The following is a 25,984-nucleotide window of genomic DNA, read 5'->3' on the forward strand; positions in this document are numbered from 1 at the left end:
CGAAACCCCATTTGCGAAAGCAGATGGGGTTTTGTTTTTGCGCGAGAAAATGTGCGACCCGCTTCAGCCGGGAAGGCATTGTGGGAATCATGCAAAGGCGGCGGATGTACCGGCCCTTCCCGGCTAAAGCCGGTCCCACACCGGCGCCACAGACCCAATTGCCGGTGGCAATCATCCCCTGTTGCCCTTAAGGTTCGGCCTTAGATATTCGCCCCATCAGCCAAGGAAGCAGCCATGTCCGTCACAACCTCTCTGAGCCCCGGTTTCATGGTGGTGCATGGCAACCGCCCGGACGAGCTGCGCAGTCTGGTTGTGTCCTGGATGCGGCGTTATCCCTTGGCGCCGCTGGAAAACGAGATCGCCCTGGTACAAAGCAACGGTATCGCCCAGTGGCTAAAACTGGCGTTAGCCGAAGATGCCCTGCAGGACGATCAAGGTGGCTGCGGGATTGCCGCTGCTATCGATGTGCAGCTCCCCGGCAGCTTCATGTGGAAGTTGTATCGGCTGGTGCTGGGCCGCGAAGAGATACCGGAAATCTCCCTGCTGGATAAAGCCCCGTTGACCTGGCGCCTGATGCGTCTGCTGCCGGCCCTGATCGATCAGCCCCATTTTGAACCGCTGCAACGCTTCCTCACGGCCGATACCGATCTGCGCAAACGCTATCAACTGTCCGAACGCCTGGCCGACCTGTTCGACCAATACCAGGTGTATCGCGCTGACTGGCTGGAAGACTGGGCCGCTGGCCGCCATCAATTGCGCACCGTGCGTGGCGAGATGAACCCACTGGCCCCGGCCAATATCTGGCAGGCCGAGCTCTGGCGTGCCTTGTTGCTGGATGTGGGTGAGCAAGGCATGGCCCAGAGCCGTGCCGGGGTGCATCAGCGCTTTATCGAACACATGAGTCAATTGAGTGAGGCACCGTCGGGCCTGCCCGCGCGAGTGATTGTCTTCGGCATTTCGTCACTGCCTGCTCAGGCGCTGGAAGCTCTTGCCGCCCTGGCCAAATTCAGTCAGGTGCTGCTGTGTGTGCATAACCCTTGTCGCCATCACTGGGCCGATATCGTTGCCGATAAAGACCTGCTGCGCCATCAGTACAAACGCCAGACCCGCAAAAGCGGCATGCCGCAGATACTCGATGCCGAAGCCATGCACCAGCATGCTCATCCGCTGCTCGCGGCCTGGGGCAAGCAAGGCCGTGACTACATCAATCTATTGGACACCCACGACGAACCGAACAGTTACCGCTCCTGGTTCAAGGATGAGCGCATCGACCTGTTCAGTGAAAGTGAACCGACCACGCTGCTCAGTCAGTTGCAGGACGACATCCTCGAGCTGCGCCCTCTGGACGAAACCCGGGCGCTATGGCCCGCCGTGGCGCCTCTGGATGACCGCTCCATCCGCTTTCATGTCGCCCACAGCGCTCAGCGTGAAGTCGAGGTGCTGCATGACCAGTTGCTCGCCCGTTTCAGCAAGGACCCGGCTCTGCGCCCTCGGGACATCATCGTCATGGTTCCGGACATCGACAGTTACGCGCCGCATATCCGCGCCGTATTCGGCCAACTCGATCGCCATGACAGTCGCTTCATCCCCTTTACCCTGTCAGATCAGAGCCAGCGTGGCCGTGATCCGCTGCTGATCGCCGTCGAGCATCTCTTGAAGATCCCCGACAGCCGTTTCCCGGTCAGCGAGATCCTCGATCTGTTGGACGTCCCGGCCTTGCGCGCACGCTTCAAGATTCAGGAGCGTGATCTGCCGACCCTGCATCGCTGGATCGAAGGTGCCGGCGTTCGTTGGGGGCTCAGTGCCGACCAGCGTGCCGGGCTCGGCCTTCCAGAAGGCCTTGAACAGAACAGTTGGCATTTCGGCCTGCGCCGCATGCTCCTTGGTTACGCAGTCGGTGCTGGTGCTGCCTATGAGGGCATCGAGCCCTATGACGAAATCGGTGGCCTCGACGCTGCCCTGATCGGTCCGTTGGTGGCCTTGATCGATGCCCTGGAAGTCGCCCATCGCGAGTTCTCGCAGACCGCCACCCCCGAGGCCTGGGGCATGCGCCTGCAGGCCCTTATCCAGGTGTTTTTCCGCGCGGACAGCGAGCATGACGACTACCTGCTCAGTCAGCTTGAGCAACTGCGCGAAACCTGGATGCAGACCTGTGAGGCCGTCGGCCTGACTGACGAACTGCCCCTGACCGTGGTCCGCGAAGCCTGGCTGGCCGGTCTTGATCAGGGCCGACTGTCCCAGCGCTTTCTCGCCGGTTCCGTGAACTTCTGCACCCTGATGCCCATGCGCGCCATCCCTTTCAAGCTGGTGTGCCTGCTGGGTATGAACGACGGCGACTACCCACGGGCGCAACCGCCCCTGGACTTCGACCTGATGGGCGGCGACTACCGCCCCGGCGATCGATCACGCCGCGAGGACGACCGTTATCTGCTGCTTGAAGCCCTGCTGTCGGCACGTGAGCAGTTGTATATCAGTTGGGTCGGCCACAGCATTCGTGACAACAGTGAGCGCCCGGCATCGGTACTGATCGGCCAGCTACGCGATCATCTGGCCAGCGGCTGGAAACTGGCCGGTGCCGAACCGGCGGACGATGCTGGAGGACAGTTGCTTGAGGCCCTGACCCTGCACCATCCGCTGCAACCCTTCAGTGGCCAGTATTTCCATGAAGGCAGCTCTGCGCTATTTAGCTATGCCCGGGAATGGCAGGTCCTGCACGGTCCGTTGGAGCAACCAACGCCGCTGCCGACCCTGCCCAAACACGAGCAGGACGAACCCCTGAGCCTGATGCAGTTGCAAGACTTCCTGCGCAATCCGGTCAAACATTTCTTCAGTCAGCGCCTGAAGATTTACTTCGAAGTCGCTGAAGCCCCCTTGGCCGATGAAGAACCTTTTGTTCTTGATGCCCTGGAGCGCTATAGCCTCAGCGAAAGCCTGCTGACCGCCGCCCTCGTTGAAGCGGCAGACAGCGACGATGCCCTGCAAGCCCAGGCCCGCCGCCTGCAAGCCAGTGGCCTGTTGCCTCTGGCCGGTTTCGGCACCAGTCTGCAGCAGGAGCTGATCGAGCCGCTGCCCGAGCTGCTGCAACGCTATCAGGCGCTGCTGCAACTCTGGCCGCACGCGTTGGAAAGTGCGCTGCCCATGACCTTCAGTCATCAGGCTGTCACCGTGGATGGCTGGCTCGGCGGGCTGCGGCAGAACGCGCAGAACCAGTACCTGTTGATTCATGTGATCCCCAACTCGATCGGCTCGAAGAAGACCCGCAAATGGCATCGCCTTGTGCGGCCCTGGGTGACGCATCTGGTGGCCTGCGCCTGTGGCTTGCCGTTGAGTACGGCGCTGGTGGCGAGTGACGACACTCTGCTGCTCGAAGCGCTGCCCCTCGAACATGCCCGGACTACTCTGGAGCATCTGCTGACGGCCTGGCTCAACGGCATGGGCCAACCGTTGCCGGTGGCCGTGAAGACCGCCTTTGCCTGGCTCGGCCAGACTGATCCGGCCAAGGCCGAAGCCGCCGCCTGCAAGGCCTATGAAGGGGACGGCGTGAACAGCGATGGCGAGCGTCGGGAAAGTACCGCCCTGGCCCGGCAGTTCCCGGACTTCGCCGCGCTGATCGACAGCGAAGAATTCCAGGGATGGTGCGAAACCCTGTATCGACCGATTCTCAACGCGCCCTGGCAGTCCCTGTCCGGCGCGGAGGCCAGCGCATGACTCACGCTAACTCACTGCCACTGGCCTTGCGTTTCCCGCTGCACGGCAGCCAGTTGATCGAGGCCAGCGCCGGGACTGGCAAGACCTTTACTATTTCCGCCTTGTATCTGCGCCTGATCCTTGGCCATGGTGACAATGAGTCCTCGTTCGGCCGCGAGTTGCTGCCACCACAGATTCTTGTGGTGACCTTCACCGACGCTGCCACCAAGGAGCTGCGCGACCGCATCCGTACGCGACTGGCCGAAGCCGCGCGCTTCTTCCGTGACGAAATCGCCGCCCCCGATGCCTTGCTTGCCGGCTTGCGCGAGCAGTATGCCGCCGAGCAGTGGTCGGCCTGCGCCAGTCGCCTGGATATCGCTGCGCAATGGATGGACGAAGCCGCCGTCTCGACCATCCATGGCTGGTGCCAGCGCATGCTGCGTGAGCACGCTTTCGACAGTGGCAGCCTGTTTACCCAGAGCCTGGAAACCGATCACAGCGAGTTGCTCGGCGAAGTGCTGCGCGACTACTGGCGGCGCTTCTGCTACCCCATGAGTGCCGACGCGCTGGACTGGGTGCGCGCCAACTGGGGCGGCCCGGCCGCCTTGCTGTCACGGGTACGTGGGCTGTTCGGCAGCGAGCGCAAGGTGCCGCAACAGGAGCCTGCGCAGTTGATCCTTACTGCCTTGCAGGAGCGTCGCGACGCCCTGAAAGCCCTCAAGGCTCCCTGGGTTGAATGGTCTGCGCAGTTATACCGGATCTGCCTCGATGCTGTGGCAAGCAAGGCCGTCGACGGGCGCAAGATGCAGGAGCGCTACTTCAAACCGTGGTTCGACAAAATCACCGACTGGGCTAGCGACGAGACCCAGGAAGTGCTGGATATCGGTACCGGCTTCACCCGCCTGACCCCCGAGGGCATGGCCGAAGCCTGGAAGGGCAGTGCGCCTGAGCATCCGGCCCTCGACGCCATGCTTGAACTCAAGGCTGCGCTCGACCGCTTGCCGACGCCCGACGCCGCCGTGCTTGAGCATGCCGCGTACTGGGTCGGCCTGCGCTTCGAGGAGGAGAAGCGTCGCCGTGCCGAGATGGGCTTCGACGACATGCTGCTCAGGCTCGATGCCGCGCTAGGCGCCGAGGGTGGCGAGCGTCTGGCCAGTCTGATTCGCGAACAGTTTCCGGTGGCTCTGATTGATGAGTTCCAGGACACCGACCCGGTGCAGTACCGGATTTTCGAGCGAATCTATCGCCTTGAAGAAAACCGGCGCGACACCGGCCTGTTTCTTATCGGCGACCCCAAGCAGGCGATCTATGCCTTCCGCGGCGCCGATATCTACACCTACCTGCGCGCCCGCACGGCGACTGCCGGGCGCTGGCACAACCTGGATACCAACTTTCGCTCCAGTCACGCCATGGTCGCGACGGTCAATCATCTGTTCCTGCGGGCTGAACAGCGTGATATCGGTCGCGGTGCCTTTCTGTTTCGTGAGGGGGACGATAATCAGGTGCCGTTCCTGCCGGCGCTGTCCCAAGGCCGCAAGGAAGTGTTGCAGATCGACGGTGAGCCGAGCGCGGCGCTGACCCTCTGGCACCTGGCAAGCGACCAGCCGGTTTCTGGCATGGGCTATCGGCAGCAATTGGCAGCCAGTTGCGCCAGCGAGATCGTGCGACTGCTCAATGGCGGCCAGCAGGGCCGTACCGGCTTTGCCAAGGCAGACGGTGTACTGCGCGGTCTGTTGCCGGCCGATATCGCTATCCTCGTGCGCGACGGCAAGGAAGCCCAGGCCATTCGCGGCGAGCTGACCGCCCGTGGCGTGCGTAGCGTGTACCTGTCGGACAAGGACTCGGTGTTCGCCGCCCAGGAGGCCCATGACGTGCTGGCCTGGTTGCGCGCCTGTGCCGAGCCCGACGCCGAGCGCACCCTGCGTTCGGCCTTGGCCTGCATCACGCTGAACCTGCCCCTGGCCGAACTGGAGCGGCTCAATCAGGATGAACTGGCCTGGGAAGCGCGGGTCATGCAGTTCCGCGGCTATCGACAGGTCTGGCGTACACAAGGCGTATTGCCGATGCTGCGTCGCCTGCTCCATGACTTCGAATTGCCCCAGGCGCTGATCGCCCGCAACGATGGCGAGCGGGTATTGACCAACCTGCTGCATCTGTCCGAACTGCTGCAACAGGCCGCCGCCGAGCTGGATGGCGAGCAGGCACTGATTCGTCATCTGGGCGAGCACCTGGCCTTGTCCGGGCAGGCAGGTGAAGAGCAGATTCTGCGTCTGGAAAGCGACGAACAACTGGTCAAGGTAGTGACCATTCACAAGTCCAAGGGCCTGCAATATCCGTTGGTGTTCCTGCCCTTTATCTGCTCGTCGAAGCCGGTGGATGGCAGTCGTTTGCCCCTGCATTTCCACGATGAACAGGGTCATGCGCAGATCAGCCTCAAGCCCACCGAAGAGTTGATCGAGCGCTCGGACAACGAACGCCTGGCCGAAGACCTGCGCCTGCTCTATGTGGCCCTGACCCGCTCCGAGCACGCCTGCTGGTTGGGCGTCGCCGACCTTAAGCGCGGCAACTCCGGCAGCTCGATGCTGCACCGCTCGGCGTTGGGCTACCTGCTCGGTGGCGGCCTGGCGCTGGCCGATGCCGGTGCCCTGGCGAGCTGGCTGCGAGACCTGGCCCAAGGCTGCGACGGCTTGCAGGTGCAGGACGTCCCTGAGGTCACCGCAGAGACCTTCAGCCCGCCGGCCAATCTGGCCGCCCTGCGCAAACCGCGCCTGCCCCGACGCAGTGCGGCGGAAAACTGGTGGATCGCCTCCTACAGTGCCCTGCGCATCGGTGACACTCTGGTCGCCGGCAGCGACGAATCCCCGGATACGCCGCAGCAGCAAAAGTTGTTCGATGACGAACGTCTCGATCCCGAAGCGCCACGGGAAGTGCCGTCCAGTGGCGGCGATATCCACCGTTTCCCTCGGGGTTCAAACCCCGGCACCTTCCTCCATGGCTTGCTGGAATGGGCCGGCGAAGAAGGCTTCGCCCAGGTCGCGGCCGACCCGCAGCGTCTCGAGGATGCAGTGGCCCGGCGCTGCAACCGGCGTGGCTGGACCAACTGGATCCCCACCTTGCGTGACTGGCTGCAACAGCTTCTGAACATGCCGCTCGCATTGGGCGCGCAGGTCGCGCCGGTGGCTCTGGCGGGTCTTGATCAGCCCAATCAGTACCGCATCGAAATGGAATTCTGGTTCGCCTGTCACAGGGTCGATGTGGCGCAAATGGACGCCCTGGTGCGCCGCTACACCCACAACAATGCGCCACGGGCTGCGACCCAGACCGTGTCGATCAATGGCATGTTCAAGGGCTTCATCGACCTGACCTTCGAGCACCAGGGACGCTATTACGTGGCCGACTACAAATCCAACTGGCTGGGCCTCGATAACCATGCCTACACCGAGCAGGCCATGCTCGATTCCATGCTGGAGAACCGCTACGACCTGCAATACGTGCTCTATCTGCTGGCTCTGCATCGCCAGCTCAAGGCACGCTTGGCCGACTATGACTACGACCAACACATGGGCGGCGCGCTCTATGTGTTCCTGCGTGGCATCGACTCCCCCGGCCAGGGCCTGTTCTTTACCCGGCCACCCCGCGAACTGATCGAACGCCTGGACCTGTTGTTTCAAGGCCAGCCTGACCTGCTTGCCGGAGAACCCGCATGAGCCGCTCCTTTGCCGATCTGTTGCCGACACCCTTGGGCGATCAGAGCCTGAGTGGCCTGACTCCCCTGAGCCGGGTCGATGATTTGCTGTTATTGCTGGAGCGCTGGGTCGAGCGCGGCTGGTTGCGGGCTTTGGACCGGGCCTTTGTCGGCTTTCTCAGCGGGCTGGATGCCGAGGCCGATCCCCTGGTGTTGCTGGCGGCGGCCCTGACCAGCCACCAGTTGGGCCACGGCCACGTCTGCCTGGACCTGCGCGAAACCCTCAAGGCACCGGACTTCGCCTTGTCCCTGCCGCCCGAAGGCGATGTACAGAACACGCCGATGCTGCTGCCATCGCAACTCTTGGTCTCGCTGGATGGCGATGCCTGGTGTGGGGCCCTGGCTCGCAGTCGGTTGGTGGCCCAGGCCGATGATGTCAGTGAAGCCGGCATGAGCAAGCCGTTGGTGCTGTCCGGCGAGCGCCTGTATCTGCGCCGCTACTGGACCTACGAGCGGCGCATCGATGCCGCCCTGCGTCAGCGCCTGGCGCAACAGGAAGCTGCTCCCGACGATCTCGCGCAACGCCTCGACAGCCTGTTCGGCAACGCTGGCAACAGCCCGCTGATCGACTGGCAGAAACTGGCCTGCGCCATTGCTACCCGTGGCGCCTTCAGCATCATCACCGGCGGCCCCGGCACCGGCAAGACCACCACCGTGGTGCGCCTGCTGGCCTTGTTGCAGGCCCCGGCGGTACAGAGCGGCACGCCGTTGCGCATTCGTCTGGCCGCGCCCACCGGCAAGGCCGCTGCGCGTTTGACCGAGTCCATCAGCCAACAGGTGCTGAGCCTGGATGTCAGCGAAGCGGTGCGGCAGAAGATCCCCAGCGAAGTGACCACCGTGCACCGCCTGCTCGGCAGTCGTCCGGGCACCCGGCACTTCCGTCATCACGCGGGCAACCCGCTACCGCTGGATGTATTGGTGGTGGACGAAGCCTCGATGATCGATCTGGAAATGATGGCCAACCTGCTGGACGCCTTGCCGCCCCACGCACGCATGGTCTTGCTCGGTGACAAGGACCAACTGGCCTCGGTGGAAGCCGGGGCGGTACTGGGCGATCTGTGCCGTGACGCCGAAGCCGGGCGCTACAGCCCGCAGACCCAGGCCTGGTTGCAGGCAGTCAGCGGCGAGGATTTGAGCCAGAGCGATTTGCAGACGGGTGATCAGACCCGCGAGCCGCTGGCGCAACAGGTGGTGATGTTGCGTTATTCCAGACGTTTCGGTGAGGGCAGTGGCATCGGCCAGTTGTCGCGCCTGGTCAACAGCCAGCAGGATCACCAGGCTCGTGCCCTATTGGCCGCGCGCAGCCACGCCGATCTGTTTGCTCTGGTGCTCAAGGGCGAACAGGACAAGGCCCTGGAACGCCTGCTGCTCGATGGCCACGGCAGCGACGGCCCGCAAGGTTATCGCTACTACCTCGGCGTGCTGACCCAGGAGCGGCCGCAGGCCAGTGAGCCCCTGGAAGATCCGTGCTGGAGCCAGTGGGGGCGCAAGGTGCTGGAAGCTTTCGATGCCTTCCAGTTACTCTGCGCCGTGCGCAAGGGCGCGTGGGGCGTGGAAGGGCTGAACCAGCGGATTACCACGGCGCTGGATCAGGCCGGGCTGATCAACTGCGATCAACCCTGGTACGAAGGTCGCCCGGTGCTGATGACTCGCAATGACTATGGTCTGGGCCTGATGAATGGCGATATAGGCATCACCCTGTGCCTGCCCGAACTCGACTACGCCAGGACCGGCAAGCAGGTGCTGCGCGTAGCCTTTCCACGCAACGACGGCAGTGGCGGGGTGCGCTTCGTTTTGCCGAGTCGGCTCAATGATGTGGAAACGGTGTACGCCATGACCGTGCACAAATCCCAGGGCTCGGAATTTGCCCACACGGCGCTGATCCTGCCGGAGGCGTTGAACCCGGTGTTGACCAAGGAGCTGATCTACACCGGTATCACTCGGGCGAAGCATTGGTTCAGCCTGATCGAACCGCGCCAGGGCGTGTTCGAAGAAGCGCTGCGGCGCAAGGTCAAGCGCCTGAGCGGGTTGATGTTGGGGTTGTCCAAAGCCTGACAATCATTGTGGGACCGGCTTTAGCCGGGAAGAGGCCGTTATATCCGACATGGGCGTGTCGTCTGTCGCGCAGCTTTCCCGGCTAAAGCCGGTCCCACACGTTCTGTGCAAGGTCCGAAATGATTACCCCTAACCCATCTGCTCCATCAACCCCGCAGCGCTATCAAACTCCATCGCCGCCGCTCGCTCCAGCCCCATGAACTGCAGCACCCGTTCGCCCGCCTTGCCAGCGCGAATGGTCTGCGGGCCGGCGTCGGCCTGGACCACGCCATCTTCCATAAAGATCACCCGGTCGGAGATGGACATGGCGAAGTCCATTTCGTGGGTGACGATGAGCATGGTCATGCCTTCCTTGGCCAGGTCGCTGATGACCTTGAGCACCTCGGAGACCAGCTCCGGGTCCAGCGCCGAAGTGGGTTCGTCGAACAGCATGATCTGCGGGTCCATCGCCAATGCGCGGGCAATGGCTACCCGTTGCTGCTGACCGCCGGACAACTGGTGCGGATACTTCAGGGCATGGGCCAGCAGGCCGACCTTGTCCAGCAGGGCATAGGCCCGCTCTTCGCTGATGGCCTCATCGCGGCCGTGATAGATCGGTGCCAGGGTGACATTGTCGAGAATGGTGCGGTGGGGGAACAGGTTGAAGTTCTGGAACACCATGCCGATGCGCTGCACGCCGCGACGGATCTGCGGGTTATTGGGTTTGTCGCCGGCATGGATAAAGCTTTCGCCGAACAGGATGATCTCGCCTTTATCGATGCTTTCCAGGCCGTTGACGGTGCGGATCAGCGAAGTCTTGCCTGAGCCGGACGGACCGATGATGGAGATCACCTGACCGCTGTTGACGTCCAGATCAATGCCCTTGAGCACCTGATGATGGCCGTAGCTCTTGTGAATATTCTTGAGTTGCAACGCCGGGGCCACGCCGTTGCCGACCTGATTCTCGTTGCGCAGAGCAACCTTGCCCAGGCGCGCGCGCAGGCTCTCCACGTCGCTGTGTTCCAGGGTCTGGGGCTTGCGGTTGTTCAGTTCCAGATGCTGCTCCAGACGCTGGAACAGCCAGCCGAATACGGTGACGATCAGCACGTAGTACACCGCCACCGCCGACAGGGTTTCCATCACCAGAAAGTTGGTCGCATACAGGCGCTGGCCGACGGTCAGCAGTTCGGTCAGGGAAATCACCGAGACCAGGGAGGTCAGCTTGACCACCGTGATGTATTCGTTGATCAGGGTTGGCAGGGAGATGCGGAACGCCTGGGGAATCACGATCAGCCGTTGCAGGCCGATCACGCCGATACCCAAGGCACGACCCGCTTCCTTCTGACCCTTGGCCACGGAAATCAGCCCGCCGCGATGGATCTCCGCCATGTAGGCCGCTTCCGTCACGACCAGCGCCAGCAGGCCGGAGTAGAACGGGTTGGACAGCACTTCACGGGTAAAGGGAAACATTTGCGGCAGGTTGTAGACGAACACCACCAATACCAGCAGCGGCACGCTACGGAAAAACCAGATATAAATCGACGCCGGAATACTCAGCCAGCGGGCGCTCGACAACTTCGCCGACGCCAGCAGAAAGCCCAGCAGCATGCCGATGAACCAACCCAGCGCGCTGAGTTCGATCACGGTGATGCAGGACTCCCAGAAATCCGCAATCGAGAACAGGGAAAAAAAGTAAGGCCAATCGAATTCCATGGGCACCTCAAGCTGTCGGCCCCGTGGGAGGCCGACAGGTCAAACAGAGAGAAGAATCAGTTGCTTGGTTCTTCGAGATTGTATTTCTTCAGCAGGGCTGCGTATTCGCCGGACTTCTTGGTCTCTTCGAAGGCCTTGAGCAGCGCGTCATGCAGCTCGGTATTGCCCTTCTTCACGTAGATACCCAGGGTTTGCTGATAGATCGAATGCTCGGTGCTGACCACGACGCGGCCCTTGGTGCGCTCGGCGATCAGACCGGCCGCACCGTCGATTTCCACCTGTGCCTGGACGTTGCCCGACAGCAGTGCCTGAGTCACTTCCGGGGCGGACGGGAATTCGCTGACGGTGATGGCGCCTTTGGCGTTCGGCACGCAGTAGTCAGTGGACAGCTTGTTGAACTGGGCCACCCAGGTCGTGCCCTTTTCCAGGCCGACTTTCAGGCCGCAGAGGTCTTCCGGCACTTTCGGGCTCAGGGGGCTGCCCTTGAGCACCATGATCGCTGCGCCGGTCTTGGCGTAAGGAATGGCATCGGCTTTGAGCTTGCGCTCATCGGTCACGTACATGCCGGAGATGATCGCGTCGTAGTGGCCGGAGTCCAGGCTGGTGATCAGGGTCGAAAACTTGGTATCGGTGAACTCGGCCTTCAGGCCCATGTGCTTGGCCAGCAGACGGGACAGGTCCGGGTCGGCGCCGACCACGTTTTTCTTCTCGTCATAGGACTCGAACGGCGGATAGGTGATTTCCATCCCTACCTTGAAGACACCCGGGCTTACGGTCGCGGCCGCATGGGCCAGGTTGGCACCGAGCACGGCGGCGGCAAGCAGGGTCAAGCGGATAGCAGTGTTCTGTTTGTTGCGCATCGTCGGTGACTCCGGATCAGGAAAGATTAAGCACGGTTGTGGTTGGCAAAGCGGTATTTCTGTTCTTTTCAGAAGCCTTAGGCCGGGTCTGTCGCCTGATTTTTCAAGTGACCAAAACTCGACGGCTTGCGGGCCTTGTCGTAAAGCTTGAGTTCACCGCTGGCCACTTTCTTGCGCAGATACTGGTAGGTCTGCAAGGCCTGGCCGAACATGTGTTCGCCAATGGTGATCTCCTCGTAATCCTTGCCGTCCTGGGCGAATTGCGGCAGCGGTTTGATCTGAGTGTGGAAGTCACAGGCGTAAAACAGCGGGAAGGAATAACGCTCCTCACTGACCGTGCGCACGCGGTGAGCGGTTGCAACGAACGTACCAGCGGTCATCACCTCAAGCATGTCGCCGATATTCACCACGAAGGCGCCTTCCACCGGCGGAGCGTCGATCCACTGACCCTGATCGTTCATCACTTCCAGGCCCGGCTTGTCGGCGAGCAGGATGGTGAAGCACTCGTAATCGGTGTGTGCACCAATACCGGGCGCGTCCTGGGCTGCGCCGTCGAACGGGTAGTGGATCAGCCGCAGCTTGGAGGGCGGGCGGGTGACCATGGCGTCGAAATAGCCTTCTTCCAGGCCCAGGGCCAGGGCGAAACCGTCGAACAGGCGGCGGCCGAGAGCGAAAATTGCCGCGTAATAGGCTTCTACGGCTGGTCGGAAACCAGGCAGGTCCGGCCATTCGTTGGCGCCGATCAGCGGGGTCTTGGCAATCACCAGCGGGTCTTCGTCACCCACTTCGAAACCGATGTCGAAGGCTTCCTTGTGATCGGGCTTGCCCTTGGCATACACCTCTTCGCCTTCCGGCACGAAGCCCTTGTGGCTGCGCGAAGTGCCGATGTAGTGCTGCATCTTGTAGTCCAGGGACTGGGCGAACAGGTCCTTGGCGGCCTGGCGCAGGCCGTCTATGAGACTTTGCTCGATGCCATGGTTCTTGATGTACAGAAAGCCCACGGCCCGGGCTGCGGCGCCGAGGTCTGCGGCCACTCGCTTGCGCTGTTCGATATCGGCGCTGAACAGGCCAGCGATATCCACCACCGGGATGCTGCTGAAATTGGCGGTCGCAGGCACGGCGGCTGCTGAAGGTTCGGACATGACGAAACGCTCCTTATCGGCTGGAAGAATGAGTGAAGCGTTGAAAGTGTTCGCGCTCGGTCTGACCCATCCACACATTCAGCGACCACAGATCGGCCACCGGGACATTGGTGAAGGGGAGGTGGTGCAAGTAACCGTCGGCGCCGAATTCCGGAGTCAGGGTGGTGACCTGATAACCGCGTGCCTGCTGCGAGCGCCAGATGGCTTCCCAATGCTGTTGATGGAAGGCCAGTTCTTTGGCGTACTCCGGTGCGCCGGGGTGCGGTACTTGCGGCCCCTGGTCATAACCGACCCGGGCCTGAATGTGATGGACGCGCTCGACAAAGGCGCTGAGGTCGTCTTCCGGATCATTGAGCAGACGCTCGCAGGTGACGATCCAGTGGCTGATATCACTGGTGAAACGCATGTCCGGCAACTGGCGGATCAATTCCAGCGTGACCCAGGGGTTGAACAGCGAGCGCGCGCGATGGCTTTCGAAGGTGCACATCTGGCCGTGCTTGCGTGCCAGCTCCATGGCCTGGCCAAAGAACTCGACCTGTTGGGCCAGTGACCAGCGATCATTGCCGGCCAATAGATTGACGAAGCGCGGGGCCATTTCGCCTGCCCAACCGAGTTTCTTGTCCAGATCGGTCAGGTGCTCGGCGACGGTTGCCGACTGCTCGGGCAATACGTCGTAGGCGGTGAATACGGTGGCGATATAGCCGACCTGATTGCTGCGCAGAAAGGCGGCGAATTCGGCACGTTCTACGGCGGACAGTGGCAGGCGCGCTTCCATGCCGTTGAAACCGGCCTTGAGCAATTCTTCCAGAGCCTGGGTCTTGCTGGCGGTGTAGCCCCATAGCGTGCGGAATATTTCCAGTTTCATCGAGCGACCTCAGAGCTTGCACTAATGATTGAACGAGTTGCGCCTCGACCAGAACGGGCTCGGGAGCAGGCGACAACGGGCAGTAACCATTTGCAAGACAGGCGCTGGTCGCATCTCGATGGAACGACTCGTTATGGGGGCTGATCTTATTGGCGGCCGACGAGCGGGAAGAATAGGAAAGCTTAAATCCATAGTTCAGAGATTTCTAAACTATGTGGATCCCGGCCAACCTATCCTAAAGGTTACTAACTATTTCCGTGTTATTGAGTAGACTAGTCACCTATAAGTGCTGTTTTTCGATGAGACGGCCTATTTGGCGAGCTCGCGAATTGATAGGCCGCTGTATTTGCTTCTATATAACGGATACGCCTAAAAGCTATTCCATAGCTCTACGTTGCACCATTCATATAAACCCGGCAGCCATGTTCTGTCGGGATGCAGCAAGAAACCGAAGCCTTCGCGCACTGCCATTTCCGGGCCATGACCCGGACGAGCCGTGCGCGTGAACCGTGATGACGCCCGAGGTTGCGATGCAAAAACTGACGATCAATGGCCAGGAGCATGAGCTGGATGTCCCCGATGACATGCCTTTGCTCTGGGCCCTGCGCGATGTAATGGGCCTGACTGGCACCAAATATGGCTGCGGTATCGCCCAGTGCGGCGTGTGCACCGTGCACCTGGACGGCCATGCCGTGCGCTCCTGCGTACTGCCGGTCAGTGCCGTGGCGGGCCGCAAGGTCACCACCATCGAAGCCATCGGCGAGCAGCCGATCGGCCAGGCCGTACAGAAGGCCTGGCTCGAACACGAAGTGGTGCAGTGCGGTTACTGCCAGTCGGGGCAGATCATGTCGGCGGTCGCGCTGTTGCAGGAACACCCCAAGGCCAATGACGAACAGATCGTCAACGCCATGTCGGGCAACCTGTGCCGTTGTGCCACCTATACCCGCGTCCGCGCCGCCATCAAAAGCGTCAGCCAGGCCTGAGGAAGTATTCATGTCCGATACAACACAAGCCGCCGCGATGGTTTCGCGTCGCGGGCTGCTCAAGGGTGGCGCATTGTTGGGTGGTCTGGTGGTCAGTACCTGGCTGCCACCGTTGGTGTCCCGTGGTTTTGCTGCCGACGCCATTCAAGGCGCGCGCCTGGGTGATGCCGCCGAGAAAGGCTATGGCGCCTTCGTGCGCATCGACCACGCTGGCCAGGTCACTGTGATTTCGCCAAAGATCGAAATGGGCCAGGGCGTGCAGACCGGCATTGCCATGATGGTCGCCGAAGAACTGGAAGTGCCCCTGAGCCAGGTGACCATTGCCGAAGCTCCGCCCAATGCGGCGTTGTACACCGACACCCTGCTGCAATTTCAGGCCACCGGCGGTTCGTCTTCGACTCGCTACACCTGGGAACCGCTGCGCAAGGCCGGTGCCGGGACGCGTATTGTTCTGACCCAGGCCGCCGCCATGCGCTGGAACGTCGCGCCAAGCCAGTGCCATGCCGAAAATGGCCGGATCATCGGCCCCAATGGCCAGAGCGCCGGTTACGGTGAGCTGGTAGATGCCGCCGCTGCACTGCCGTTGCCTACGGATATCCCGCTCAAGGCCATCGCTGACTTCAAATTGCTGGGCAAGCCCGTGCAACGCCTGGACACCCCGCACAAGGTCAATGGCAGCGCCAAGTTCACCATCGACCTGCAAGTGCCCGATATGCTCATTGCCTCGTCCCTGACCTGCCCGGTCCGTGGCGGTACTCTGCGCAGCGTCAAGGATGATGCCGCACGCAAAGTGCCCGGCGTGCGCGACGTGATCCGCCTGAGCAATGCCGTGGCCGTGACTGCCAGCAACTTCTGGGCCTGCCAGCAGGCGCTCAAGGCACTGGAAATCGAATGGGACCTGGGGCCGCACGCCAACACCGACTCCGCGCAACTGGACAAGGCCCTGCTCGATGCCAGCTCCAAAGACGGCGTCTTTGCCAAGCAGACCGGTGATATTGCCGGTGCCTTGAAAAGTGCGTCGAGCCATTTCGAAGCGGTCTACGAACAACCTTTCCTGTCCCACTCGCCGTTGGAACCCATGACCTGCGTGGCCCATGTGCGCCCCGATGCCTGTGAGCTGTGGGTCGGTTGCCAGGCCCCTGGTTTCGCCCAGATGGGTGCGGCCAAGGTCTGCGGCATGCCGGTGCAAAAGGTCGTGATCCACAACCAGCTCATCGGCGGTGGTTTCGGTCGGCGTCTGGAGTCGGACTTCATCTTTCAGGCCGTGGATATCGCCCGTCAGGTCAGCTACCCGATCAAGTTGATCTGGAGCCGCGAAGAGGACATGACCCACGACCTTTATCGCCCGCACTACGTCGATCGCCTCAACGCGGCGCTGGACAAGGACCTGCGTCCGGTCGGCTGGGAGCACCGTATTGCCGGCGCCTCGGTAGTGGCTGCCTATCTGGGCGCATTGCCGCCCAATGGCGTGGACGGTGACGCTGTGGAAGTGGCCATCGACCCGATCTATACCTTGCCGAACCTGCAGGTGCGCTACATCCGCCAGGATCCGGAAGCGATTGCCGTGTCCTGGTGGCGCGGCGTCGGCCCGCTGCGTAGCACTTACGCCGTGGAAAGTTTTATCGACGAACTGGCCCATAACGCCAAGGTCGATCCGGTGGAATACCGCCTGAGCCTGATGCAGTCGCAACCCCGTGCCCAGGCTGTGCTGAAAAAGGCCGCTGAACTGGCTGGCTGGAAGACTCCGCTGCCCGCCGGTTCCGGCCGTGGCGTTGCCGTTTCGGCGGTGTTCGGCAGCTTTGTCGCCACCATTGTCGAGCTTGAAAAGCAGGGCGACAAAGGCCTGCACATCAAGCGCCTGATCACTGTGGTCGACTGCGGCTTCGTCAACAACCCGACCTCGGTGCTTTCCCAGATGGAAGGCGGCACCCTGTTTGGCCTGTCGGCGGCGCTGTTCAACGAAGTCCTCGTCGAAAAAGGGCAAGTGCAGCAGACCAACTTCCACACCTATCGGCAGATCCGCATGAGCGACGCCCCGCCGGTGGAGGTGCACCTGATGCCAAGCCTGGAAAGCCCCGGTGGAGTCGGCGAGACCGGTGCCGTGCCCGCAGCGGCCGCTCTGGTCAATGCCGTGCATGCCGCAACCGGCGTGCGCGAGCGTCGTCTGCCCCTGAGCCGTTTCGGCTATTTCACTGTTTGAGGAGCGCACCATGAAATTATTCAAGCATGCGCTCGGCCTGCTGGCAGGCGCTTTTGTACTGACATCCCAGGCCGCAGATCCGACCCTGGTCAGCAAGGGCGAATACCTGACCCGCGCCGCCGACTGCCTGGCCTGCCACGTCATTCCCGGCGGCAAGCCCTATGCCGGTGGCCTGGAATTCAAGTTGCCGTTTGGCAGCCTGTACTCGCCCAACATCACCCCGGATAAAGAAACCGGGATCGGCAACTGGAGCGACGATGACTTTGTCAGTGCCTTGCAAAAAGGCGTGGGCAAGGACGGCAAGCATTACTACCCGGCCTTCCCGTATACCTCCTACACGCTGATGTCCCGCGATGAGCTGTTGGCGATCAAGGCCTATCTGTTCAGCCTCGAACCGGTCAAGCAGACGCCGCCGGAAAACACCCTGTCGTTCCCGTTCAACCAGCGTTGGGGCATGACCTTCTGGAACCTGATCTTCGCTTCCGATGAGCGCTTCGTGCCGGACAGCAAACAGACCGCCGAATGGAATCGGGGCGCCTATCTGGTCCAGGGGCCGGGGCACTGCGGCGAATGCCACACCCCGCGCAATATGTTCCAGGCCCTGAGCAGCGGCAAGGCTCTGGCCGGTGCCGAGATCGGCAACTGGCGCGCTTACAACATCAGCGGTGACAGCCAGCACGGTATCGGTGCCTGGCCGCAGGAAGCGCTGATCAGCTACCTGTCCACCGGCTATGCAGCGGGTTACGGCGGGGCGGGCGGGCCGATGGCTGATGCGGTCGAACACAGCCTGCGCTTCCTCGAGCCTGCGGATATCAAGGCCATTGCCGTCTACCTCAAGTCCACCCCGGCGCAAACCGACGGCGTGCCTCGTCCTGCAGCCAGCGTCAACGACGCGGCGCTGCAGGCGGGCCTGGGCATGAAGCTGTTCAACGACAACTGCGTGGCCTGTCACCGTCTCGATGGCACCGGCAACCAGTCGCCGGTAGCTGGCCTGGCCGGGCTGAAAACCGTCAACGACCCGACCGGCAAAAACCTCGTCGCCACGCTGCTGGAAGGTCATACGCCGGGCGCCGTGCGCGTAGACCAGCGCATGCCCAACTTTGCCCGCAGCTACAGCGATGCGGAAATGGCGGCTGTCAGCACCTTCGTGCTGCGACGTTTTGGCCAGAGTAATGGCCAGGTCAAGCCCGAGGATGTGACGAGCAGCAGGGCGGGTGCGCTGCATTGACGGGTAGCGGATACCCCTCATTGCTTTGATCTGGAATGAGATCCTGTAGGAGCCGACTTGCTGGCGATGGCGATGGCGGTGGACCGGTTAACGTCTTCATTGACTGACCTGACGCCATCGCCTGTAGGCGCTGCCGAAGGCTGCGAAAGCGGTGTGATGCCATTCGCAGCCTTCGGCAGCTCCTACAGGTCGGTCTTATCAGGCTGAAACATCTCGCAACATCCCTTCGGCCACTATGGGATCCAACTTTCTCAAGCTTTCGACCCCCCTGCCGCTAACCCGAAAAGGAGATACAAACTCGATACAAAGACGCTAACCAGCCAGGAAGCTCCATGACTTCTATATCCGCAGTGAACCCAACGTTGCAGACGGCGCTGTTGCCCGTCAGCACGACCCCTCCGGTGCAAAGTGATGCAGGGGCTTCCGCCACGACAGGTACGCCGACGCCTGCCTCGGTCGTCATCCTTGGCGAAAATACGTCTATTGGCTATGCCGAGACCTATACCTCGCGCGGTGCCGTCACCGGTTCCGAATCGAAAGTCGTGCAGGAGAGTGAGGGCTACAACAAAGTCACTTACGCCATGCTCGGCAACCTGGACTCGTCTTCTGCCAATACCCGGTTCCGCGGCGTGGGCGCCGCCCTGATGCAGCAGTTGGCGGAAGGCAAGTCCACTTCCTTTTCCCAATCGTTGCTCAAGGCCAGCGCAAGCAACTCACCCAGTGCCATCACCTCGGCCCAGAGTGACCTGCACAATAAATCCGCCAACACCTTCTCCCTGACCCTGAAAATGGCCAGCGGAGCCACTGTGACCCTGAGCCTGGCCGGTGGCAGCAGAGGCCTTGCGGTATCGGCCGATGTCTCCGGCGGCAAGCTCAGCTCCGAAGAGCTGAGTGCTTTGGGTGACCTGGCCGACTCGTTCCAGGGCGCCATCGATGGTCTGAGTGCCGTGCCGCCGAGCCTGAAACTGGGCGATCTGGCCAAGCTCGACCCGAACATGTTTTCCTCGGTAGACCTGAGCTCCTCGCTCAAGCTCGATGAAGATACGACCCAGACCTTCAGCTTCCATGCCGACAGTGTCTCCAAGTCCCTCAGCCTGGTCGGGCCAAATGGCAATATTGCCCTGACCGTGGACACCAAGAACGCCGCGATTCTCGGCAACAAGGAACAGCAAGCCAAAGCCTTGACTGCTTACCTCGACCAGTTTGACGAGGCACGCAAGCGCGGCGAAGGCGACGATAATCTGATGTCGCTGTTCAAGACGGCTTTCACCGATCTGAATGGCTTCAATAGCCCGGTCGCAGCAGCAGGCGGCGCGACACAGCGCCTTAATGCGATGACCCTGAACGACGTCGACCACGGCATGCTCACGGGCCTGGCCGACTTCACTGCGTCCATCGGCCAGCCTCAGAGCCGGCCTAACCCGATGCATTTGGATGAAATCGACAAGTTCACCTACAACGTGTCGCAGAACTCCGTGACCAAGGGCACCAGCCAGCAGAATCGTTCGCTGGAACAGAATCAGCAATCGAGCCTGAGCGCCGCGTTCCACAAGAACCTCTACCCAGGTTCGACGCTGGAGCTGACCAGTGAGAAAAAGTCGCAGAACTACTACTACACCGAGATCGAGGACAAGGCGAGCACCACTACCAAGCTGGCCTACGAGAAAGGCTCACTGGTCGAAGCCAGCCTGAGCCAGAGCGCCACCCAGACCACCCGCACCCGCAAATACGTGATGGGCGAGCTCGAATCGGATATCTACACGCCCAAAGAAGTGACCAAGTCCAAGAACATGCTGGGCATGATCGAAGCCGCGTTGCAGCGTGACCGCGACTCACGGCAGATGAGCGGCAAATCCACGTTGCTGGACGACATGAAAGAGCTGCACAGCAAGATCCTGCTGCAACCCAATCCGTCGTTGATTCGGGACTGATACCCCCGATGACCTGACGCGGATCTGAGCACTTGGGAGCGAACTCAGTGGGAGCGAATTCATTCGCGAAAGGGCCGGTCCAGACAGCTTATCCCTGTCGTCTGAACCAAAGCTTTCGCGGATAAACCCGCTCCCATCGTTCGTTTGGGCTGCACTCCGGTTTCAGGCCGATGTCTGTTCCTTTAACAGGACCCTCTCATCAGCAGGCACGCTATGAACCCTTGGTGGCAAGAAGTCGTCGACACCCTCGAAGCAGAATTTTCCGATCTGACCGATGCCTCGGAACTGACCCGTATCACTGTTCGCCTGGTCATCGCGGCGGTGCTGGGGGGAGTGCTGGGTTTTGAGCGGGAGCATCAAGGCAAGGCCGCCGGCATGCGCACTCACATGCTGGTGGCGATGGGCGCGGCGTTGTTCGTGCTGGTGCCGAGCATGGCCGGTTCCGATGCCCAGGCATTGAGCCGAGTGGTGCAGGGCATCGTCGCCGGTATTGGCTTTCTCGGCGCCGGGACCATCCTCAAGGGCAACGGCCACGACACCAGCCACGTCAAAGGCCTGACCACCGCCGCTGGCCTGTGGATGACCGCCGCCATCGGCACCGCCGCAGGGATGGGCCGTGAAGCCACGGCCGTGTTGAGCACCCTGCTGGCGCTGGGCATCCTCAGCCTGATGCCGTCCCTCGTCGAACGCATCGTGCCGATCAAGAACAAGCCCCAGGATCGGGAGCAGCCCTGACCTTTACTCGAAGAACTCATCCTCAAGAATGGCGGGTGGCTCTTCGGTTGGCGGGTCACCTTTCGGAATGACCGGTGGCATTGTCGTAGGTGGGTCTTCAGGTGGCGGCACGGGTAAGACAGGCTTGTCGATATTGGGATCAGGGGTTTCTGCCGGGATCGGAATGCTCATCGGTTTCACCTTCCAGTCTGTGGTTTTCGACGCTTGAACAGGTTCGACCGCAGCGTGGGCGCAATGATTCAAAGCAATGCTCGGGTGCCCCGAACTGCTGGCGAATTGCCTGTTTTGCCACACCAAAAGTGACGAATGTGCAGGACCGCTCCCTTTCTTTTGAGTGAAATTTCCTTAACAATTCGGCCCCCTTGTTTCTGCGAATTTCAGGGTCTAGCCTGCGTCCCGCCACTGAAAGGTTCGGTGGTCGGGTGTGAGAGCCTGTTAAGCACACGTATGTAAACAAGACGTCCAGATTCTTGCCGAGCGGTTTTCGGCAAGTGCTCTATGACGGCTGTGGCGGGCGGATTTCGGTCCGACCGGGTTTGCATGCGTGCCCGGCTTCTCACCCCGTTTACAGCCGTCACCTCTTCGTCGTGTGAGAACGGTCCGAAGGGGTTATTTGGAGTAATACGTATGCTGGATAAATTGATCCCCGATCCACCCCACACCACCGAAGAAACCCTGATCCGCATATTCGAGATCCTGCGTTGCGCCGCAGCGGTCGTTTACGAATCCGGCGATCAACTCAATGGCACCAAGCGCGACCTGCCTTTTGCAGCGATGTACCTGATCGATATGGCCAAGGCCCTGGCCAATCATCAGATTGAGCAGTTGCAGGCACAGCGAGCGACGTGACCGCATAAAAAAACCGCCTGAATGCAGGCGGTTTTTTGTTGCAGCGGCTTACGTCAAAACTGTGCCGTTGGAGCGAGGCTTGCCCGCGAAGGCCTCGACGCGGTATGCCTGACTTATCGTGTCGCTCAATTCGCGGGCAAGCCTCGCTCCAACGTCTGCCAATTCTGCACACTGCTGCGCTCTTGCATACGCCCATACCAGGCCAGCAGCGCCGTACATTCCGGCGGCACCTGCAGATCAACCAACCCGGCGAAGATCAGGCCACCAATCACCGTAATGTCGGCCATCGAGAACCTGTCCCCTGCGATAAACGCCTGCTTTCTCAGCACACCATCAAAGTAGTGCATCCCGCGCACCGCCTTGTCGCGCTGGCGAAAGCCCCACTCGGGGTTCTGATACAGCTCCACCTCCGGGCCAAGCCCCGGCGTGCCATGGTGAAAGTAGGTGCTGATGGCATCGAGCAATTCCAATTCTGCGCGCTTGCTCATCATATGGATCACACCTTGCTCGCGCGGCGTGCTGCCGGTGAGGGTCGGCGTGCCTTGCAGGTTATCGAGGTACTGGGTAATGGCGGTGCATTCGGCAATCAGGGTGCCGTCATCGAGCTCCAGTACCGGCAGGGTGCCGGAGTAGTTCAGGGCGAGGAACTCGGGCTTCTTGTGCTCGCCTTTCCACAGGTCCACCGAGACAAAACTCACCTGCGCCTGCAGGTTCTTTTCAGCCAGGGCAATACGTACGCGGGCCGGATAAGGGCCGGTGTGCCAGTCATAAATCTTCATTGAGCAAAGCCTTTGCAGAGGATCAAGGGAGAGGCGAGAGGCGTGATAAATTTGCCTGTCTGCCAGTTGGCAGGTAAAACGATAGGCGTTAATTTTTTATCGGTCAAGCCCCGCTGTCGCTTATTATGCCCAGCCATTGCAGAGGGGCGGGAGGCAGCACAGTGAGTTCGAATTATCGGGAAGCCATACTGATGGCCGCCAAATGCGCGGCCCAGGCCCATGGGTACAGTGGCCTGAATTTCCGTGATCTGGGCGAAGAAGTCGGGATCAAGAGCGCGAGCATCTACTATCACTTCCGCAGCAAGGCCGAGCTGGGGGCCGCCGTTGCCCGGCGTTACTGGGAAGACACCTCGGCGACCCTGGAGGTCCTGCTGGCCGACGCCGCCGACCCGCTGCAAGCCCTGCGCGAATACCCCGGCCTGTTCCGCAAGTCATTGGCCAACGATAACCGCCTGTGCCTGGGTAGCTTCCTTGGCGCTGAATTTGATGACCTGCCCGACGAAGTGAAGGTTGAAGTCCACACCTTCGCCGATATCAACGTCGCCTGGCTGAACAAAGTCCTCCTTGCCGCCAATACGGTGCCCGCCGCTAACCGTGAACAACGCGCCCGCGCTATCTACGCCGCCGTCGCCGGCGCGCAGCTGATGGCCCGCAGCCGAGCGGATATCGCGCTGTATGACGAGTTGATCGAGAGCTATCGAGAGGCGGGGTTGTTGCCGGGGTAGGTGTTCTGGCGTGGCGACGGACTGAATTGGAATGCAATTTCCTACGGGGCTCGTGCTCTTTTATAAATATATAACTCCAGGCGCATCTTTCTTTGCTGAAAAATAACGGCTTCATGGTTATAGTTTCAGCATTGGCTGCAAGGAGAAGGGGTGCAAAGCAGGAGATTGATCAAGGAGCTTGAGGCAGCGGGATGGATTCTGCGGCGGGTCACCGGAGATCACCACATCTTCAAGCATCCAGACCGACCCCAGACTGTACCTGTCCCGCATCCCAAGAAAGACCTGCCCATTGGGACTGTCAGGGCAATCAAGAAGCTGGCGGGGCTGATATGACCGGCTTTTTCCGTCACAGCTTCAGGGAGATTGAAATGAAATACCCGATTTGCATCGAGCGGGGCGATGATCACACTGCCTTCGGCATCCAGATCCCGGACATTCCCGGTGCCATCACTGCGGGCGATACCTTCGAGCAAGCCCATAGCGCCGCCGTCGAGATCGCCCACATCATGCTGCAAGAAATCGCAGCAGCGGGCGGTGAGATTCCCAAGCCCAAGGCATGGTCAGAACACGCAAAGAACCCGGACTTCGACGGTATGGGCTGGGGCATGCTGGAAATCGATATCACCCCGTACTTGGGCAAGACCGAGAAGGTCAATGTCACGCTGCCGGGGTATGTGATTCAGCGGATCGATCAGTACGTTCGTGATCACAACATCAAGAGCCGTTCGACATTCCTGGCTGACGCGGCGCTGGAGAAGATGGGGCGGGTATAAGCCTCGCCTGTATCAAACACTACGCAAATACCTGAACTGAAATGAGCTTTTGTGGGAGCCGGCTTGCTGGCGATGGCGTCGGATCAAACACCGACGTCCTTGCGAGCGCTGCGCACTTGATCGCCACGGTGGGTCGATCCGACAAGCCGGCTCCCACAGGAGGTGCTTTCACCCCTGCTGGCCTATCAATCGATAAACCCCACCACCTTGCTCTCGCCCAACAAAAACGCCCGATTCAGCTCAGTCGTCTCCCTGATGTAATCCCACAGCAAGGTAATGCGCTTCAACTTGCGCAGATCCTCCCGGCAGTACATCCAGAACTGCCGAGTAATGTTCACTTCCTCTTCCAATACCGGCAGCAACCGAGGGTCCTGCGCGGCAAGAAAGCACGGCAGTATCGCCAATGCCCGGCCCTGCAGGGCGGCGACGTATTGGGCGATGACGCTGGTGCTGCGCAGGTGGGCCTGGGCGCCGGGGAGCAGGTTGGCCAGGTAGAGCAATTCGGAGCTGAAGGCCAGGTCGTCGACGTAGCTGATGAAGCGGTGCTCGGCCAGGTCGGCGGTGGTGTGGATCGGCGGGTGTTGCTCCAGGTAATCCCGTGTTGCGTAAAGGCGCAGGTTGTAGTCGCACAGCTTGCAGCACACGTAGGGGCCGTGTTCCGGGCGTTCCAGGGCGATGACGATATCGGCTTCGCGCTTGGACAGGCTGATGAAGTGCGGCAGCGGCAGGATATCCACCGAAATGGCCGGGTAAGTATCGAGGAAGTGGCTGAGCTGGGGGGTGATGAAGAAGCTGCCGAAACCTTCCGTGCAGCCCATGCGGATATGCCCCGACAGCGCCACGCCGGACCCTGAGACCTGCTCGCACGCCAGGTGCAGCGTGCTCTCGATGGACTCGGCATAGCCCAGCAAACGCTGGCCCTCGGCGGTGAGGATAAAGCCGTTGTTGCGTGATTTTTCGAACAGCAAAGTTCCCAGCGCCGCCTCCAGCGCATTGATCCGTCGCGACACCGTGGTGTAGTCCACCGACAGACGCTTGGCCGCCGAACTGGCTTTGCGCGTGCGCGCCACTTCGAGGAAAAACTTCAAGTCATCCCAGTTCAGCGCGCCCAGGGAGGTGAGGTTTTTTTGCATGTTGAACCTGCTTTTATGTGCGTTCTTATTAGAAGTTTGCACATCTATACTCCGAAGCACGCCCACAACCAAGGCCGCCTGATGCAATTCCCGGCTAACGCCGGTCCCACAAAAACACATCCAGAACACCCTGCACAAAAATAAATAAAGCGGAGGAGTTTATGAAGAATGCCATTACGGCTGACGCTGGCGCGCTCGATGCCAGTGCCGCAAAGAAAACCCGTTCCTATCGTCTTGCCGGGATGGCAAGCATGGCCGGCACCACCATTGAGTGGTACGACTTTTTCCTCTACGGCACGGCTGCCGCGCTGATCTTCAGCAAAATCTTTTTCCCGACACTGGACCCGATTACCGGGGTGCTGGCGTCCTTCGCCACCTATGCCGTGGGCTTTCTTGGTCGCCCCCTGGGCGGGGTGATTTTCGGTCATTTTGGCGACAGGATCGGCCGCAAATCCATGCTGTTGCTCACCCTGATGCTCATGGGGATTCCGACCATCATCATCGGCCTGATCCCCACTTATGAGCAGATCGGTTACTGGGCCGCGCTGATTCTGGTGGCGATGCGCTTCCTGCAAGGCATGGCGGTGGGGGGCGAGTGGGGC

20 protein-coding genes are annotated in these 25,984 nt (G+C 61.0%); 13 read left to right on the top strand and 7 right to left on the bottom strand.

Going from position 1 to position 25,984, the window contains the following annotated elements; translation table 11 throughout:
• Positions 1 to 234: 234 nt before the first annotated feature.
• Genes recC through recD form a run of 3 tightly spaced genes read left to right on the top strand, consistent with a single transcriptional unit; the run spans position 235 to position 9,487 of the window.
• Positions 235 to 3,708, top strand: coding sequence for an exodeoxyribonuclease V subunit gamma (gene recC / locus ACCD02_RS31070; protein WP_413310308.1), 3,474 nt, complete (start codon positions 235 to 237; stop codon positions 3,706 to 3,708).
• A complete protein-coding gene (recB, locus tag ACCD02_RS31075) occupies positions 3,705 to 7,394 on the top strand; it encodes an exodeoxyribonuclease V subunit beta (protein ID WP_413310310.1) in 3,690 nt (1,229 codons plus the stop codon). Before recC ends, recB begins: the two co-directional genes overlap by 4 nt.
• Positions 7,391 to 9,487 (top strand): exodeoxyribonuclease V subunit alpha, encoded by a 2,097-nt coding sequence (gene recD / locus ACCD02_RS31080; RefSeq protein WP_413310311.1) that lies wholly within the window; start codon positions 7,391 to 7,393, stop codon positions 9,485 to 9,487. The genes recB and recD overlap by 4 nt, the downstream gene beginning before the upstream one ends.
• A gap of 129 nt (positions 9,488 to 9,616) precedes the next feature.
• Here the strand turns inward: recD and ACCD02_RS31085 are convergent, their stop codons facing one another.
• The 4 genes from ACCD02_RS31085 to ACCD02_RS31100 all read right to left on the bottom strand — a co-directional run bounded on the left by ACCD02_RS31085 (position 9,617) and on the right by ACCD02_RS31100 (position 14,046).
• On the bottom strand, positions 9,617 to 11,179 hold the full coding sequence (locus ACCD02_RS31085) for an amino acid ABC transporter permease/ATP-binding protein (RefSeq protein WP_413310313.1): 1,563 nt from the start codon (positions 11,177 to 11,179) through the stop codon (positions 9,617 to 9,619).
• Positions 11,180 to 11,235: 56 nt separating this feature from the next.
• Complete coding sequence (locus ACCD02_RS31090) at positions 11,236 to 12,039, bottom strand: ABC transporter substrate-binding protein (protein ID WP_413310314.1); 804 nt, start codon at positions 12,037 to 12,039, stop codon at positions 11,236 to 11,238.
• A 77-nt stretch (positions 12,040 to 12,116) separates the two neighbouring features.
• On the bottom strand, positions 12,117 to 13,181 hold the full coding sequence (locus tag ACCD02_RS31095; protein WP_413310315.1) for an isopenicillin N synthase family dioxygenase: 1,065 nt from the start codon (positions 13,179 to 13,181) through the stop codon (positions 12,117 to 12,119).
• Between the two features lie 13 nt (positions 13,182 to 13,194).
• The gene (locus ACCD02_RS31100) at positions 13,195 to 14,046 is read right to left on the bottom strand and encodes a sugar phosphate isomerase/epimerase family protein (protein WP_413310316.1); all 852 of its coding nucleotides are present in this window, start codon (positions 14,044 to 14,046) and stop codon (positions 13,195 to 13,197) included.
• A 530-nt stretch (positions 14,047 to 14,576) separates the two neighbouring features.
• On the opposite strand from ACCD02_RS31100, the gene ACCD02_RS31105 reads away from it, so the two are divergent.
• The 5 genes from ACCD02_RS31105 (at position 14,577) to ACCD02_RS31125 (ending at position 21,123) form a co-directional block, all read left to right on the top strand.
• Positions 14,577 to 15,029: a (2Fe-2S)-binding protein gene (locus ACCD02_RS31105; protein WP_413310317.1), complete on the top strand. Its 453-nt coding sequence runs from the start codon at positions 14,577 to 14,579 to the stop codon at positions 15,027 to 15,029.
• Between the two features lie 10 nt (positions 15,030 to 15,039).
• Positions 15,040 to 17,229, top strand: a complete 2,190-nt coding sequence (locus ACCD02_RS31110) for a molybdopterin cofactor-binding domain-containing protein (protein ID WP_413310319.1) — start codon at positions 15,040 to 15,042, stop codon at positions 17,227 to 17,229.
• Positions 17,230 to 17,239: 10 nt separating this feature from the next.
• The gene (locus ACCD02_RS31115) at positions 17,240 to 18,457 is read left to right on the top strand and encodes a c-type cytochrome (protein ID WP_413310320.1); all 1,218 of its coding nucleotides are present in this window, start codon (positions 17,240 to 17,242) and stop codon (positions 18,455 to 18,457) included.
• A 332-nt stretch (positions 18,458 to 18,789) separates the two neighbouring features.
• Positions 18,790 to 20,388, top strand: coding sequence for a lactate dehydrogenase (locus ACCD02_RS31120; RefSeq protein ID WP_413310321.1), 1,599 nt, complete (start codon positions 18,790 to 18,792; stop codon positions 20,386 to 20,388).
• Between the two features lie 213 nt (positions 20,389 to 20,601).
• Positions 20,602 to 21,123: an MgtC/SapB family protein gene (locus ACCD02_RS31125; protein ID WP_413310322.1), complete on the top strand. Its 522-nt coding sequence runs from the start codon at positions 20,602 to 20,604 to the stop codon at positions 21,121 to 21,123.
• Between the two features lie 3 nt (positions 21,124 to 21,126).
• Here the strand turns inward: ACCD02_RS31125 and ACCD02_RS31130 are convergent, their stop codons facing one another.
• Entirely contained in the window at positions 21,127 to 21,294 is a 168-nt protein-coding gene (locus ACCD02_RS31130; protein WP_413310324.1) for a hypothetical protein, read from the bottom strand.
• 456 nt (positions 21,295 to 21,750) lie between these two features.
• Between ACCD02_RS31130 and ACCD02_RS31135 the strand changes: the two genes are divergently transcribed.
• Positions 21,751 to 21,972: a DUF6124 family protein gene (locus ACCD02_RS31135; RefSeq protein ID WP_413310326.1), complete on the top strand. Its 222-nt coding sequence runs from the start codon at positions 21,751 to 21,753 to the stop codon at positions 21,970 to 21,972.
• A gap of 125 nt (positions 21,973 to 22,097) precedes the next feature.
• Here ACCD02_RS31135 and ACCD02_RS31140 read toward each other — a convergent pair whose 3' ends face one another.
• Complete coding sequence (locus ACCD02_RS31140) at positions 22,098 to 22,751, bottom strand: glutathione S-transferase (protein ID WP_413310328.1); 654 nt, start codon at positions 22,749 to 22,751, stop codon at positions 22,098 to 22,100.
• A gap of 161 nt (positions 22,752 to 22,912) precedes the next feature.
• Here ACCD02_RS31140 and ACCD02_RS31145 point away from each other — a divergent pair, with 161 nt between their 5' ends.
• The 3 genes from ACCD02_RS31145 to ACCD02_RS31155 all read left to right on the top strand — a co-directional run bounded on the left by ACCD02_RS31145 (position 22,913) and on the right by ACCD02_RS31155 (position 24,249).
• Complete coding sequence (locus ACCD02_RS31145; RefSeq protein ID WP_413310330.1) at positions 22,913 to 23,476, top strand: TetR/AcrR family transcriptional regulator; 564 nt, start codon at positions 22,913 to 22,915, stop codon at positions 23,474 to 23,476.
• A gap of 150 nt (positions 23,477 to 23,626) precedes the next feature.
• Entirely contained in the window at positions 23,627 to 23,809 is a 183-nt protein-coding gene (locus ACCD02_RS31150) for a type II toxin-antitoxin system HicA family toxin (protein ID WP_413310332.1), read from the top strand.
• 35 nt (positions 23,810 to 23,844) lie between these two features.
• Positions 23,845 to 24,249, top strand: coding sequence for a type II toxin-antitoxin system HicB family antitoxin (locus ACCD02_RS31155; RefSeq protein ID WP_413310334.1), 405 nt, complete (start codon positions 23,845 to 23,847; stop codon positions 24,247 to 24,249).
• 185 nt (positions 24,250 to 24,434) lie between these two features.
• Here ACCD02_RS31155 and ACCD02_RS31160 read toward each other — a convergent pair whose 3' ends face one another.
• Positions 24,435 to 25,382: a LysR family transcriptional regulator gene (locus ACCD02_RS31160; protein ID WP_413310335.1), complete on the bottom strand. Its 948-nt coding sequence runs from the start codon at positions 25,380 to 25,382 to the stop codon at positions 24,435 to 24,437.
• A gap of 161 nt (positions 25,383 to 25,543) precedes the next feature.
• On the opposite strand from ACCD02_RS31160, the gene ACCD02_RS31165 reads away from it, so the two are divergent.
• A partial coding sequence (locus ACCD02_RS31165; RefSeq protein WP_413310337.1) for an MFS transporter occupies positions 25,544 to 25,984 on the top strand: 441 nt, incomplete at its 3' end.

It is taken from the genome of Pseudomonas sp. Pseusp88, from assembly GCF_047303955.1.
Classification (GTDB): domain Bacteria; phylum Pseudomonadota; class Gammaproteobacteria; order Pseudomonadales; family Pseudomonadaceae; genus Aquipseudomonas.

Coding starts and splice junctions, on each gene's coding strand:
- ACCD02_RS31155 (WP_413310334.1), top strand. CDS start 23,845: ATGAAATACCCGATTTGCATCGAGCGGGGCGATGATCACACTGCCTTC.
- ACCD02_RS31085 (WP_413310313.1), bottom strand. CDS start 11,179: ATGGAATTCGATTGGCCTTACTTTTTTTCCCTGTTCTCGATTGCGGAT.
- ACCD02_RS31135 (WP_413310326.1), top strand. CDS start 21,751: ATGCTGGATAAATTGATCCCCGATCCACCCCACACCACCGAAGAAACC.
- ACCD02_RS31090 (WP_413310314.1), bottom strand. CDS start 12,039: ATGCGCAACAAACAGAACACTGCTATCCGCTTGACCCTGCTTGCCGCC.
- ACCD02_RS31105 (WP_413310317.1), top strand. CDS start 14,577: ATGCAAAAACTGACGATCAATGGCCAGGAGCATGAGCTGGATGTCCCC.
- recD (WP_413310311.1), top strand. CDS start 7,391: ATGAGCCGCTCCTTTGCCGATCTGTTGCCGACACCCTTGGGCGATCAG.
- ACCD02_RS31100 (WP_413310316.1), bottom strand. CDS start 14,046: ATGAAACTGGAAATATTCCGCACGCTATGGGGCTACACCGCCAGCAAG.
- ACCD02_RS31110 (WP_413310319.1), top strand. CDS start 15,040: ATGTCCGATACAACACAAGCCGCCGCGATGGTTTCGCGTCGCGGGCTG.
- ACCD02_RS31095 (WP_413310315.1), bottom strand. CDS start 13,181: ATGTCCGAACCTTCAGCAGCCGCCGTGCCTGCGACCGCCAATTTCAGC.
- ACCD02_RS31115 (WP_413310320.1), top strand. CDS start 17,240: ATGAAATTATTCAAGCATGCGCTCGGCCTGCTGGCAGGCGCTTTTGTA.
- ACCD02_RS31160 (WP_413310335.1), bottom strand. CDS start 25,382: ATGCAAAAAAACCTCACCTCCCTGGGCGCGCTGAACTGGGATGACTTG.
- ACCD02_RS31130 (WP_413310324.1), bottom strand. CDS start 21,294: ATGAGCATTCCGATCCCGGCAGAAACCCCTGATCCCAATATCGACAAG.
- recC (WP_413310308.1), top strand. CDS start 235: ATGTCCGTCACAACCTCTCTGAGCCCCGGTTTCATGGTGGTGCATGGC.
- ACCD02_RS31140 (WP_413310328.1), bottom strand. CDS start 22,751: ATGAAGATTTATGACTGGCACACCGGCCCTTATCCGGCCCGCGTACGT.
- ACCD02_RS31120 (WP_413310321.1), top strand. CDS start 18,790: ATGACTTCTATATCCGCAGTGAACCCAACGTTGCAGACGGCGCTGTTG.
- ACCD02_RS31125 (WP_413310322.1), top strand. CDS start 20,602: ATGAACCCTTGGTGGCAAGAAGTCGTCGACACCCTCGAAGCAGAATTT.
- recB (WP_413310310.1), top strand. CDS start 3,705: ATGACTCACGCTAACTCACTGCCACTGGCCTTGCGTTTCCCGCTGCAC.